Genomic DNA, 13,318 nt, shown 5'->3' with positions numbered 1-13,318 from the left:
TTAGCGGTGGCGCATCAAAAACTCGACAAAAGCGCGGTCGGCTTGACTGACTGGCCGCTGCTTTTTCCAAGCAATATGGAGGTTTAAATACACTGGCGGCTCGAAGGGTTTTGCTAAAATATCATCCTTAGCACTGATCGCCATTTCCAGTACGCTGGTGATGCCAAAGCCTTGGGATACAATTTGTTTAATCAGGTTTATCAGGTTAGTTTCAAAAGCAATGTTGGGCTTTTTTCCCAGTGCCTTTGCTTGAGATAATATCCATTCGCGGTGAAAGTAGCCGGTTTTAAACATCACCAGTTCATGATCTAAAAATTCATTCAGGCTCACGGCTTGACACTGTGCCAGCGGATGTTCTGCGCCCATGGCGATGACCATTTGTTCTCGGATCAACAGTTGGCTATCAAAATCACTCTGAAGATCCTGGGCGGTAATGATAGCGATATCCACTTCTTCTTGTTGCAACATTCGCAGCGCATCGCGGGTGCCCCCTTCAAACAAGGATAATTTTAATTCAGGATGTTGGTGCCGAAATGCCATTAAGCGCGAGGGCAGATAAAAAGAACCTAACATGCCTGGTACGGCAATGCGCACTTCCCCAGAGGTTAAATTGGCCATCGCGCGGATCTGCGCCTCGGCTTGTTTGAGCTGTTTGAGGATCGAACTGGCATGTTGATGCAACACCACGCCCTCGGCCGTGAGGGCGAGCCATTTGTCGTGTTTATTGCTAGTGCGATTAATTAAGGTGACGCCAAGGGATTGCTCTAGCCGTTTGATGCTTTGACTGAGCGCGGGCTGCGCCATATTGAGTTTTTTGGCGGCGGCGGTAAAACTGCCCGTGCTGGCAAGGGCATCTAAATGCTTGAGTTGGCGTATATCCACTGGGGTACCTTCTATGTGCTACCAGGCTGATTGTGTTGCCGGATGCGTTATTGATATCGTTGGCCTCGTCGTGGGTAAGCCATGACTTAAATCAGGCCTTATGCAAGCGCTTTGCTATAACAAAAATCAATAACAACGATATAAATTATTTATTATTGTTATGGTATTGCCAGTGATAACCTTTGTCTATCCAATGATTGCAGGTTATCGAGGCCCAAGTGCAAGCCGTGTTAGACACTATGAATAACAATAAGCCGCTGATTGATAACCCACAACGAGATACGCGCTTGATGTGGGCTTTATGCGTGGCCTCGGTGGTGGTGTATATCAATTTGTATTTAATGCAGGGGATGCTGCCGTTACTGGCGGAGCATTTTTCTATTCCCGGCTCGCAGGCGACACTGATTTTATCGGTGAGCAGTTTTTCTTTGGCTTTTTCATTATTGATTTATGCATTGGTGTCGGACCGTATTGGGCGCCATACCCCGATAGTGGTGAGCTTGTGGGGGCTGGCGCTATCGAATCTATTGCTTATTTGGGCGGCAGATTTTAATGCCCTGATGTGGGTACGCCTGTTGCAGGGGGCGCTGCTTGCGGCAGTGCCCGCCATCGCGATGGCCTATTTCAAAGAGCAATTGTCCCCTAGCACTATGCTCAAAGCTGCGGGGATTTACATTATGGCCAACAGTATCGGTGGCATCGCCGGGCGATTGCTTGGTGGCTTGCTGTCCCAGTATTTCTCTTGGCAAGCTTCCATGTGGTGGCTATTTTTAGTTACCCTTGCAGGTGTCGCCTTAACCCATTATTTACTGCCTTGGCCTGCGGTTTCCCCTGTGGGAACTGCGACGCCAAAGGCGGTTAGTGCTCTGTCACGCGGGGGCCGTTTGCGCCAGGATCTGCAGGGGTTTTACCATCATTTGGCCGATGGGCAAATGCGCCTTGCCTACGCCATTGGCGGCATCACTTTTATGATGATGGTCAATCAATTTAGTTTCATTCAATTGCACTTAATGGCACCGCCCTATGAGTGGAGCCGGTTTCAGGCAACCTTGATTTTTTTGTGTTATTCCAGTGGGACATTTGCGTCTTACTATAGCGCCAGATGGCTCGCCAAATGGGGACAACACCAATTATATCAATGGGCTTGGTGCCTGATGGCGCTAGGTACCTTGCTGACCTTGTTTGATACCGCGCTGGCTATTTGTGGGGGATTTTTGCTGACGGCCTGCGGGTTTTTCTTAACCCACAGTTGTTGCAATACCTTTGTGGTGCTGCGCGCAAGTCAGCATCGAGCTAAGGCAACCTCATTGTATTTGTGCTGTTACTACCTAGGTGCCGCCCTCGGGGGGCCCTACTTAATGTTGTTTTGGCATGAGGCCCACTGGCGGGGCGTGGTGGTGGGGTCGTTAACCTTACTGGCGTTGATTGCCTTAGGGATCCAGCGTTTACATCGGCTGCAGCGCACAGGCGTTGCGCGTTAAAACATCAATGCGTTCAAACAACATTAGCGTGTGGATGTGACCGCAGTAAACGTACCTATAAAGACAGCATTAAACGCACCTATGCGCAAGGGCACACAGGCGTAGCGTGTTGATTATCTATAGGGGGGCGCCGTGCCTATAAAATCGCGGCAAGGTGATGGCGTAACGCGGTGAGGCGTGACTCGCTAACCAAGCTGATTAGGCAATATGAGTTGGCGTGTCTGCTTGCTCAACACTGGTGCCTTCAGTCTCAGCTGCGGCGAGTGCGGCCATCTTGGCGCGTTCTGCCTTAGAGATATAACCGGATTTTACCGGGGCACCAATAGTCGCGGGGTCGACTTTATTGAGTCTTGCCTTTGCTCGTTTTGCAATTTTCTTGATGATTTTTTGTTTCTTGTTCATAAGGTCTCTAATCTCGTTTCGCCCCGCGCTGAGCGGTAACCGGCGGCCTAGGGCTCAATTGAGGGCGGATTCTAACTTAATCTGAGCAAACTGACCATGCTTTGCTGTGGTTTGTCGATAAAAGCACCATGGCTGTGCCCGCATGATTGCCTGATTTCTCCGTGAGGCATCACTTTGATGATTTGGCTGTCGGTGACGGCTAAAACTCACTATCATAGCTGCCTTTGGGAACCTAGGCTGAGTTGCGAATAGGTTTAGTTGTTCAGTTTGTCAGATAACTCATTGGAAGGAATGCTCTTGTTAACTCAATTGACTTTTTTTGAACGCTTCGAGCAGGATATTTTAAGCGGGGCTAAAACCATTACCTTAAGGGATGAGGCCGAATCTCATGTGGTTGCAGGGCAAATTTTGCCCGTATCAACCTTTGAAACAGACCGATGGTTTTGTGACATTGAAATTTTAGCCGTGACACCGATAAGGCGCAGTGAACTGAGTGATATCCACGCCACGCAGGAAAATATGACCTTAGCGCAATTACAAGAGGTGATTGGCAAGATTTACCCAGGGCTTGAGCAATTGTATCTGATCCATTTTAGGGTCTGCGCAAAATAACACCGGTGCACCCCATAATGACCATGAATAGTGATGATTATGGGGCGCGATACTGTTGGCATATCACTCGTTCTGTAGGATCCTCATTGACGCTTACTGTGCAGAGGTGCTGACACTGTCCATGGCAACAGCTGCTGCGCTAAGCGATTGGCTTGTGTAAAGCGTACCGCTGCGCGAAGGCGCATTAGATACAGCAGTTGATAACACAAAGGCACCAAATACAGGCTGGTGAGGGTGGAGAACGTCAGGCCGCCAATAATGGCAATCGCCATGGGCGAATAGGGTGGACCACCGCCGCCAATTTGGGTTTCGCCCATGGCCAGTGGAATAAGCCCGAGCACCGTTGTGCCAACGGTCATCAGCACTGGGCGCAGCCGGGTGATACACACCTCCCGTATGGTATCCGAGAGTTTATCAAGCTCAGGGGTCATTTGGTTGATTTGATCCACCAGTACGATCCCGTTATTCACCACGACCCCTAATAAAATTAAGATGCCTATCATCGCCATCACCGAATTGGGCGTGCCAGTCAGCCATAGCGCCCAAAACACCCCGGTGATCGAAAACAGGATAGAGGTAATAATGGCCGTGGGCAGCAGTAAAGACTCAAATAGGGCCGCCATCACGATATAAATCATGGCAACTGCCAGTAGCATATTGATGATCATGATATTTTGATCTTCATCTTGCTGCTCAACGCCGCCCCGTAATGAGTAGCGATAGCCGTCAGGAAAATGAATATTGTCCATCACTTGGGTGATTTTGGTTTGAGCCTCCTCGGTCGTCATATTGTCTAAATTAGCGCCGATCGAAAGGGATGTTTGGCGGTTATAGTGTTTGATGGTGTCAAACCTCGGTTGGATCTCGATACTGGCGAGGTTGTCGAGGGTGTACACCCGGTTATCGAGGCGAATAATCGGCAGTTGTTTGAGTTTATCAAGGGATTGGCGCCACTCCTTAGCGTAAGCGAGTTCTATCCGCAGCTCACCATTAGGATCGTGGCGAAAAGAGCGTAACGGCGCGCCCCGCAGCGCCATTGAAATGGTCGCGGCGATTTCGTTCAGTTTTAAATCTAATCTTGCCGCCATTTGCCTGTCGATGCGGATCAACACTTCCTGTTGAGCGGCGTTTAGCTCGGAGCGCACATCTTGTAAGCCTTTGATGTTATAGAGCAAGGGGAGGATTTGCTCGCTTAGCTGGATAAGTTCGCTGGTCGAGCGCCCGGTTAAGGTTACTCTGACCCCGGAATTATCATCCCCCCAACCGTATTGAGGTTTGGCGATGGAATAGCGAGGAAAGCCCTCGCGGATCTTGGTTTTTAATTCCTCAAGGGGCAGTGGTAAGTCCTTTTTTAAGAGGATCACCGAGGAAGCATCGTCGGCGGCGTAGTAGCTGTAGACGGAGTCGATATGGAATTGCTCTTTATTATTATAAAGATAGGTTTCCATTTGCTTGATCATGGCTTCGGTGACGCTCAGATGATGCCTGCCCTCGACTTGGTAATTGATATAGATGCGCTCTTGGCTCGGACTGTCCTGCTTGTCCTGTTTAACCATCGAGAGGGGCAGGGCCGTTGAGCCTAAAATGGCAATGGCGATCAGGCTTGAACGCCAAGGGCGCTGCAATACCCACCTTAAGCTATCGTTGTAAAATGCTTGATAGCGGCTTGGCGTCGTTCTTGCGGCGATTTCGAAGTGAAATTTCGTCAACATTAATGGAATTAATGTCTTAGCTACCAGTAATGAGGCCGCAAGGGAGATACAAATTGCGATAGCGACGTGCTCGAGGAAAACGGTGATCTCCACTTTGACGCCAAAGATATTGGGTAAAAACACAATCGCCGTCGTGAGGGTGCCCGCCAATACGGCAAGGGAGACTTTATCGACGCCGGTGAGCACAGCCGTTTGATTATCCTTTGCAAGGGGATGCTGTTTTTCCTGCAGCACGCTTTCGGTGACCACCACCGCGTTATCGATAAGCATGCCGATGGCGAGCAGCAGGCCCATCATCGATAAAATATTTAAGCTGTAACCGAGGACGTACATCGCCGCGAGGGTGAGTGCGATAGCAATGGGCACGGAGGAGACAACGACTAACGTCATCTTAATGTTACGCAGGAACAGATACAGCACCACAAAAGACAGCAGCGCGCCCATCAACCCAGACATCAGCAGATCCATAAGGGAAGATTTTACCCCCGCCGCTTGATCTTCCATGATAAATAGCCGAATGCCTTCAAATTGCGGATCTTGCTTAACCTGCTCGATGACCTTCAGCACCCGGTTAGAGACATCGACAAGGTTGGCGCCGGAGGACTTAAATACATCTAATCCTACGGCATAGCGCATGTCGAGGTGGCGGCCTTCCGTGGGCTCAGGCAGAGCAAAGCCAATCGTGGCGATATCCCCTAAGGTTAAGCCTGGGGTTAACACTAACGCTTGGATTTCTTCAAGATTTCTAAACTCGCCCTTAGGTGATACCTGATAAATTAACTGACTGGAGCGTAAGGTGCCTGCGCTGATGACAAAGTTTTCTCGGCCAAGCCGTGCTTGTAACTCGTTGGCCGACAAGCCGCTGGCGGCGAGGCGCTTAGCATCGATACGCACTTCAATTTGCTTTTGCTCAACGCCATAGAGGTTAACCTGCGAAACTCCACTGACGCGCTCAAGGGGCAGCCTCAGTTGTTTATCGAGCAAATCAAATGCTCCCGATAATTCACGCTCGCTGGCGATGCGGATGGTGAGCACTGGCATATCGGCGGTGGAGAATTGGCGGATAAACACGCGCTCGACATCGCGAGGGAGTAAATGGCGCACCGCATCAATTTTTTCCCGAGCCTCTAAGCTCTTGGTGGCAACATTCTCACCCCATTTCATGTTGATTTCGATTTCGGCGCCGTCCTGGGACGACTCAGACTCGAGCTCATCAATCCCGCCCATGGTCGCAAGAGACTCCTCTAGCACCTTAGTAATGTCGCGCTCGACTTCTGCCGGGGTCGAGCCCTTGTAGGGCACTTGGACGACGATTTGCGGAATGTCGATACCGGGGAACATTTCGAGCGGCAATAGCCGACTCGAAACGAGGCCAAATAGGAAAATCGCAAAGAAAAACATGCTGGTGGTGACGGGCCGTTTAATCGCTAAATGGGTGAGATTCATGGGCGTGCCTCCGGTGCATCATGGGCAACACTCGGGGTTAACACCTCGCGATACACTTTGCGATCGAACCGGGCATAGAGCACTGGAATGACAATTAAGGTCAATAGGGTGGAAATGCTCAGGCCAAAGATCACTGTGATTGCCATCGGTGCCCGCATTTCGGCGCCATCACCTAACCCTAAGGCCATAGGTAATAACCCTAGGACGGTGGTGAGGGTGGTCATCATAATCGGTCTGAGTCGAGACTTCGCCGCCACGCGTATGGCCTCAAGCTTTTCTGTGCCTTCGCTGCGCAGTTGATTTATCCGGTCGACCAACACAATCGCGTTATTGACCACGATCCCCGCGAGCAAAATAAGGCCAATAAAGACCACCACACTTAAATGGGTTTGGGTGATAAAAAGTCCTAATACACTGCCGGCTAAAGCCATTGGCACGGCAAAGAGGATCAGTAACGGGTGTAATAGCGATTCAAATTGGCTTGCCATGACTAAATACACCAAAAAGATGGCGAGGATCAGGGCAATTTTGAGGGATTGGAAGGAGTGCTCCATTTCTTCATTTTGGCCGCCAAAACGCGCTTGCACTGAGGTGGGTAAGTGCTGCTTGGCGAGGATTTGCTCGGCTTCGGCCACCGCATCGCTCAGATCGCCATAGGCCAAGTTGGCCGAGATCAAGGCAACGCGCTGCTGGCTCGTACGGTTAATGGCCGATGGACCTAATTGCAGGGAAACCTCGGCGACCGCACTCAAAGGAATGGGCTGCTCACTGTCAGGATTGATGATAAGCCTGTCGATATCACTGACCTGATCGCGCTCGCTCAGTTGACTGCGCACCAAAATATCCACCTTACGGTCACGGACGGTGTACTGACTGGCGATGGTTCCGCCGATGCGTTGGGCAATCCGCTGGGCGACGGTTGGAGCGTCCATGCCAAGCGCGGCTAAACGGGCATGATCAAAGCGAATGCTGAGCTCGGGCTGGCCATCCCGTAAACTGGTGTTGATATCGGTCAACCTTGCGGAGTCGGCCAGTGCCTTGGCTAAGTTATCGGCACTGTGCTTAAGTACGGCTAAATCGTACCCGCTAAGCTCGATTTCCAGTGGGGTTTTAAAGCTAAAAAGCTCTGGCTGCTCGATATTGACCTCAAGCTCAGGGATGCGGCTTGCACTCTGACGCAGAATATCGGTGATGGCCTCATAGGCGTTATGATCTTCAAGCACAACCTGTAGACGGCCCCAGTTTTCACCGCCGCGGCGGGTATCTGAGGTCATCAATCCGCCACTGCCTGCTTGGCTATATGTATGTTTTACTTCAGTTCTTTGCTTAATTGAGTTGGCGAGTTGTTGTAATACCTTATCGGTTTCACTGACGGCGGTGCCGGGTGGCAGTAACATTTCGACATAAAATTCGCCCTGATCCATCGGCGGGATAAGTTCCATGCCAAGGCGTGGCAGTAAACTGATACTGCCGAGGGTCACTGCACAGGTGAGCAGCAGTGTGGTGACTTGCTTATTAAGCGCGCTCGCTAACAGCCGATGATACCGCTGCTCAATACTCTGGTAGGCATAATTAAATCCAAGGCTTAATGGACGCATAAAAAGCCCTATCAGCCATGAGCTTAAGCAGCCGACACTCAGGCCAACGGTCAAGAGTGCGCGGGGAAAGTAATTAAACAACAATAATATCGGGAAGGTGAGGACGGCCACACTATAATGGGCCACCTTGCCCCACCGGCTGCTGGGCACTGTCTTTGGCGCACTTTGCGCAGGTACTGATTGCAGCTTAAATCCTTCGCGGGACGCCAGCATGGGAATGGAGGTTAACGCCACTAACAACGAGGCTAATAGGGCGACGGTAACGGTAAGGGCTTGGTCGGAAAACAGGGCGCCCGCAATACCATCAACAAAAATCAACGGCACAAACACTGCCAGGGTGGTTAGGGTTGAGGCCCCAATGGCGCCCGCGACCTCTTGGGTTCCCGTGATGGCGGCCTCCAGTTTACTCATGCCTTCGCTGCGGCAGCGGTCGATGTTTTCGAGTACCACGATGGCGTTGTCAACCAACAGCCCAATCGCCAGCGCAATACCACCTAATGACATGATGTTTAAGCTTATATCGGCAAAATACATCATGTTAAAGGTGGCGATCACCGAGAAGGGGATCGAAATCGAAATAATTAAGGTGGGGATGATGTTGCGTAAAAACAGGTAGATGATCAGCATGGCTAACACACTGCCCATGAGCGCCGATGAGGTGACTTCGCTCACGGCACTTTCGATAAACTCCGATTGATCGTAAATCACCTTAAGTGGGTTTTGCTGGGCTGTTTGGTTGATCTTGGCCAGTTCGTCCCGTAAGGTCTTGGCCACGGCGACGGTGTTAGCATCGCCTTCTTTGTAAATGGCTAATTCAATCGATTCTTGGTTACCGATACGGGTAATGTCACTGCGATCTTTATACGCATCGCGAATGGTTGCCACCTCAAATAACCGCACCAATTTTTGCGCGTCGCGATAGACGATCACTTGGCCCAGTTCGTCGATAGAATTGAATTGATTAAGCGTTCTGACCAGGTATTCGCGATCACCTTGGATGACTTTACCCGCAGAGAGGTTGATATTTTCTTCGCCTATCCGGCGTTTAATATCATCGGCATTAAGATTGATTTGAGCGAGTTTTTCTTGATCGAGCAGAATATGCACTTCTTGCTCTAAGCCACCGGATAAGCGGACTGCGGCAACCCCGGCAAGGGCTTCTAAGCGGCGCTTGAGCTCTTCATCCGCGTAGGTGCGCATGTGTTTAAGCTCGGCTTGACTTCCCGCTGCGACGGGGAGCGCAAGGCGCATAATCGGGTCAAGATTCGGGTTAAAACGCAGTAATAATGGCTTTTTAACATCGAGGGGTAAGGTGATGGTATCAAGCTTTTCCCGCACATCTAAGCTCGCCATGTCCATGGTGGTGCCCCATTCAAATTCGAGCACCACATCGGACATGCCGGAGCGAGAAATGGAACTTATCTTGCGCAGTCCCTTAACCACGCCAACGGCCTCTTCAATGGGTTTAGAGACGAGTTGCTCAACCTCCACCGGCGCCGCGCCATCATAGGTGGTGCGTATTGTCAGAGTGGGATAACTAAGATCTGGCAGCAATTTTACCGCTAAGCGGGAAAAGCTCACCATGCCAAATAGCATGATGGCCAGCATAAACATCCAAACGGTCACTGGCCGTTTGACAGAAGTGCTAATCATCGACATGAAAAACTCCTACTGTGGTTGTGCTGACGCAACATTGAGTGGAGTGATCACCTCGACTAAGGCTTGATCTTTTAAATTTTGCTGGCCACGGGTGACGATGCGCTCACCCGGTTTGACGCCCGAGAGAATTTCCACAGTGTCGCCCTGACGATAGCCAATTTCCACGACGCGCCGCTGCGCTTGAGCGCTTTCAATCACATAGAGGGCTTGTTGATTATCTTGGTTGATTAATGCGCTATAGGGCACTGTGATGACATTTTCATGGGTGTCATATTTAAGCTCCACCCGAGTAAACATCCCCGCTTTTAGTCGGGCAGCTTGATTAGGGACCGCTAAGGTCACCTTAAAGGTACCACTTTGGGCGTCCACCACAGGGCTGATGCGTAGCACTTTGGCCGCAATTGGCGTGTTTGGCTGTTGATGGCTAAACACTTGTGCTTCTTGCCCGAGGCTTAAGCTGGCAAGTTGTTGCTCAGGCAAGTGGACTATGCCGTGGAGTTCGTCTTGATTGACGATATAAAACAAATCCCCAAACTCTTTAGCCATATTGCCTGTTTTGACGTAGCGTTTGGCAATGATGCCATCAATCGGGGAAAGGATGCGGCTTTCTTTGACCTGTAAGGCGGCCAAGTCTTTTCTTGCCATTGCCGCTTGGAGGTTATATTCGAGTTTTGCCATGGAGTCGGCGCTAATAAACTCTTTATTGTTCATTTTTTTTAAGCGGTCGAGCTCTTGGGCGATAATCTTGACTTCGGCCTCAGAGCGGTCCAAATCATATTGTTGTCTTTTGGCATCGATAATGGCAAGGACTTGGCCTTTGCTCACGCGATCGCCTTCTTCTACGGTAATCGTTTCAATCAATCCTGCGATGCGGCTGACCACATTGGCTTCCTCTGGAGCCTCTAAGGTCGCGGTCGTGCTGTAAAAAGAAGACACATTGCCTTGCATTACAGTGGTAGTCTCGACAGGGATGGCATATTTTTGTTCTTTTTTGACTTCATCTTCTTTACCGCAGGCTGTGAGGAGTAACAGCAGCAGTAAGGGGAGGGCAAATGGGGTGATGTTTAACTTTTCCATAAGATATTTACCTGTTGTCTAATTGCAATCCCGCAGATATGCGTAAAGTGTGCCAATATTTAAGTGATTATTTTTAAACAGTTTTGCTAGCGTTAGGCTGAAAGGTATTGGGCTGTATACGCAAAATGTAGCGAAAAGGTTTAAAAAATGATGCAGACAACTAAATAGGGTTTATCAGGATTATTCAAGTAGGCAATTGCAACAAGCCGTGACTGGCTGAAAAACGCTAAATTACGGAGATAAAAAAGGCGCCTAAGGCGCCTTTTCGTGTTTGAATTGACCGATCGTAAACTTAGATTATCGCTTTGGTAAATCCACAAAATTCCGGGCAACTTCACCCGTATATAATTGGCGTGGACGGCTAATCTTGTGACCGGGTTGATCCAGCATTTCTTTCCAATGGGCAATCCAGCCAACAGTACGCGCGAGGGCAAATAGTACTGTAAACATACTGGTTGGAATACCAATGGCCTTCATAATGATGCCTGAGTAAAAATCGACGTTGGGATAAAGCTTCTTCGAAATGAAGTATTCATCTTCCAAGGCGATACGCTCAAGCTCCATCGCCACATCCAGTAGCGGATCCTGCACTTTAAGTTCGTTAAGCACTTCGTGGCAGGTCTCACGCATGACTTTGGCGCGAGGGTCAAAGTTTTTGTAAACCCGGTGACCAAAGCCCATCAGACGGAACGAATCGTTTTTGTCTTTCGCGCGTTCAATAAATTCAGGAATGCGGTCAACTGAACCGATTTCTTCTAACATTTGCAAACACGCTTCGTTAGCACCACCGTGGGCGGGGCCCCAAAGAGATGCAATACCCGCTGCGATACACGCAAAGGGGTTGGCACCTGAAGAACCAGCTAAGCGCACGGTTGAAGTGGATGCGTTTTGTTCGTGATCCGCATGTAGAATGAAGATCCTGTCCATCGCACGTTCAACAATCGGATTGACCTTGTAAGGTTCACAGGGCACAGCAAACATCATGCTCAAAAAGTTACCCGCGTAGCTCAAGTCATTTCTTGGATAAACAAAGGGTTGACCTACAGAGTATTTGTAGCACATGGCCGCGATGGTCGGCATTTTTGAAACGAGGCGATAGGCCGCGACTTCTCGATGGTGTGGATCATTGACATCAAGTGAATCTTGATAAAACGCGGATAATGCACCGGTCACGCCACATAACATGGCCATGGGGTGGGCATCACGGCGAAAGCCCCTAAAAAACGCAGCAAGCTGCTCATGGACCATAGTGTGGGTTTTAACTGTGTGTACAAAATCTGAATATTGCTCTGTGGTGGGCAGTTCACCATAAAGCAGTAGATAACACAGGTCGAGGTAATCGGATTGAACGGCGAGCTGTTCTATCGGGTAGCCGCGGTGCAACAATATCCCCTGATCGCCATCGATATAGGTGATTGCAGATTCACAGGAGGCTGTCGCGAGAAAACCTGGATCAAAGGTGAAATATCCTTTACTGCCAAGCTTACTAATATCGATCACATCAAAGCCAGCTGATCCTTGTTTTACTGGCAATTCTATCGAGTCATTCCCTGGTAATTCTAATTTGGCTCTTAAATCAGCCATACCCCGTTCTCCTTACTAAATTCTCATCTGTGAGTGCGGCATGTCAAACCGCCATTACTTTAACGCCATTCCAGATCACATTTCAATTTAAATAACCGTTTAAATTTATTAGACCATGGTATAAAACGCTTTACTTTCCTTGCCAGAACTGGCACTTACGAGAAAAAAAATCAAAAAAACATAATTTGCATTATGTGATGTTTGTATTTGACATTTGCCACGAGTATACTTGCTCCGCCTCAAGAAAGGCAGCAAACAACGATTATAAAATACCCTTTGTTTACATGTTAAATAAGGTTGTGTACCAATAGTTAACTGTTTGTTTAAACTTTGCTTTTGTGATTACTTTTGTCGTGATTTACCTCTCGGTATAAAGTTTGTACAAAAGCGGTTCACATAACAAAAAAATGCTCAATGGAGCTGAGTGAGCAGAACGTGAAAAAGCAAAGACCTGTCCATTTAGATCTGCAGACCATTCGCTTTCCTGCAACTGCGATTGCGTCAATTCTTCACCGTATATCCGGTGTCATTATGCTGTTTGCTGTTGGCATTCTGATGTGGTTGTTAAATTCCACTTTAGCTTCCGCTGAAAGTTTTGCTGGTGTCCAAGCTCTCTTCGATAACTTCGTGGTGAAGTTTGTTATATGGGGCATTTTGACAGCGCTGGCATATCACTTATTCGGTGGCCTGCGCCACTTAATAATGGATACCGGTCGATTGGAAGAATTGGCTTCGGGTACCGCCTCCGCAAAAGTGACATTTGCCTTAACGGTAGCCTTTTCAATTGTAGCGGGAGTGTGGGTATGGTAACGAATGCAGCAAGTTTTGGACGCAGTGGTGTTCATGACTTTATTTTATTACGTGC

At 49.2% G+C, this 13,318-nt stretch carries 9 protein-coding genes and 1 pseudogene; 4 read left to right on the top strand and 6 right to left on the bottom strand.

Features of this window, described 5'->3' with window-relative positions; all coding sequences use genetic code 11:
- Window positions 1–882: a LysR family transcriptional regulator gene (locus ACRCZA_RS14085; RefSeq protein WP_438675040.1), complete on the bottom strand. Its 882-nt coding sequence runs from the start codon at window positions 880–882 to the stop codon at window positions 1–3.
- Between the two features lie 218 nt (window positions 883–1,100).
- Here ACRCZA_RS14085 and ACRCZA_RS14080 point away from each other — a divergent pair, with 218 nt between their 5' ends.
- A complete protein-coding gene (locus ACRCZA_RS14080; RefSeq protein ID WP_438675039.1) occupies window positions 1,101–2,363 on the top strand; it encodes an MFS transporter in 1,263 nt (420 codons plus the stop codon).
- Window positions 2,364–2,561: 198 nt separating this feature from the next.
- Here the strand turns inward: ACRCZA_RS14080 and ACRCZA_RS14075 are convergent, their stop codons facing one another.
- Window positions 2,562–2,765 (bottom strand): DUF2986 domain-containing protein, encoded by a 204-nt coding sequence (locus ACRCZA_RS14075; RefSeq protein WP_438675038.1) that lies wholly within the window; start codon window positions 2,763–2,765, stop codon window positions 2,562–2,564.
- 291 nt (window positions 2,766–3,056) lie between these two features.
- Here ACRCZA_RS14075 and yqfB point away from each other — a divergent pair, with 291 nt between their 5' ends.
- The gene (gene yqfB / locus ACRCZA_RS14070) at window positions 3,057–3,377 is read left to right on the top strand and encodes a N(4)-acetylcytidine aminohydrolase (RefSeq protein ID WP_438675037.1); all 321 of its coding nucleotides are present in this window, start codon (window positions 3,057–3,059) and stop codon (window positions 3,375–3,377) included.
- Between the two features lie 83 nt (window positions 3,378–3,460).
- On the opposite strand, the gene ACRCZA_RS14065 is transcribed toward yqfB, so the two are convergent.
- From ACRCZA_RS14065 to ACRCZA_RS14050, 4 genes are all read right to left on the bottom strand, one after another.
- The gene (locus tag ACRCZA_RS14065) at window positions 3,461–6,535 is read right to left on the bottom strand and encodes an efflux RND transporter permease subunit (protein WP_438675036.1); all 3,075 of its coding nucleotides are present in this window, start codon (window positions 6,533–6,535) and stop codon (window positions 3,461–3,463) included.
- Window positions 6,532–9,792 (bottom strand): efflux RND transporter permease subunit, encoded by a 3,261-nt coding sequence (locus ACRCZA_RS14060; protein ID WP_438675035.1) that lies wholly within the window; start codon window positions 9,790–9,792, stop codon window positions 6,532–6,534. The genes ACRCZA_RS14065 and ACRCZA_RS14060 overlap by 4 nt, the downstream gene beginning before the upstream one ends.
- 9 nt (window positions 9,793–9,801) lie before the next feature.
- The gene (locus ACRCZA_RS14055; RefSeq protein ID WP_438675034.1) at window positions 9,802–10,869 is read right to left on the bottom strand and encodes an efflux RND transporter periplasmic adaptor subunit; all 1,068 of its coding nucleotides are present in this window, start codon (window positions 10,867–10,869) and stop codon (window positions 9,802–9,804) included.
- Window positions 10,870–11,166: 297 nt separating this feature from the next.
- On the bottom strand, window positions 11,167–12,453 hold the full coding sequence (locus tag ACRCZA_RS14050; protein ID WP_438675033.1) for a citrate synthase: 1,287 nt from the start codon (window positions 12,451–12,453) through the stop codon (window positions 11,167–11,169).
- A 414-nt stretch (window positions 12,454–12,867) separates the two neighbouring features.
- Here ACRCZA_RS14050 and sdhC point away from each other — a divergent pair, with 414 nt between their 5' ends.
- Window positions 12,868–13,263, top strand: coding sequence for a succinate dehydrogenase cytochrome b556 subunit (sdhC, locus tag ACRCZA_RS14045; protein WP_438675032.1), 396 nt, complete (start codon window positions 12,868–12,870; stop codon window positions 13,261–13,263).
- Window positions 13,257–13,318 (top strand): annotated as a pseudogene (locus tag ACRCZA_RS14040) (succinate dehydrogenase membrane anchor subunit); the annotation flags it as partial. The gene sdhC and the pseudogene ACRCZA_RS14040, both read left to right, overlap by 7 nt.

Origin of the sequence: Shewanella sp. (genome assembly GCF_051658185.1) — a bacterium.
GTDB lineage: Bacteria > Pseudomonadota > Gammaproteobacteria > Enterobacterales > Shewanellaceae > Shewanella.
The sequence above is the reverse complement of the archived record's forward strand: the minus strand, read 5'-3'. Positions and strand labels throughout refer to the sequence as shown.

Excerpts from the sequence above, each read along its gene's own strand:
- ACRCZA_RS14075 (WP_438675038.1), bottom strand. The coding sequence starts at position 2,765 with ATGAACAAGAAACAAAAAATCATCAAGAAAATTGCAAAACGAGCAAAG.
- yqfB (WP_438675037.1), top strand. The coding sequence starts at position 3,057 with ATGCTCTTGTTAACTCAATTGACTTTTTTTGAACGCTTCGAGCAGGAT.
- ACRCZA_RS14065 (WP_438675036.1), bottom strand. The coding sequence starts at position 6,535 with ATGAATCTCACCCATTTAGCGATTAAACGGCCCGTCACCACCAGCATG.
- ACRCZA_RS14060 (WP_438675035.1), bottom strand. The coding sequence starts at position 9,792 with ATGTCGATGATTAGCACTTCTGTCAAACGGCCAGTGACCGTTTGGATG.
- ACRCZA_RS14055 (WP_438675034.1), bottom strand. The coding sequence starts at position 10,869 with ATGGAAAAGTTAAACATCACCCCATTTGCCCTCCCCTTACTGCTGCTG.
- ACRCZA_RS14050 (WP_438675033.1), bottom strand. The coding sequence starts at position 12,453 with ATGGCTGATTTAAGAGCCAAATTAGAATTACCAGGGAATGACTCGATA.
- sdhC (WP_438675032.1), top strand. The coding sequence starts at position 12,868 with ATGGAGCTGAGTGAGCAGAACGTGAAAAAGCAAAGACCTGTCCATTTA.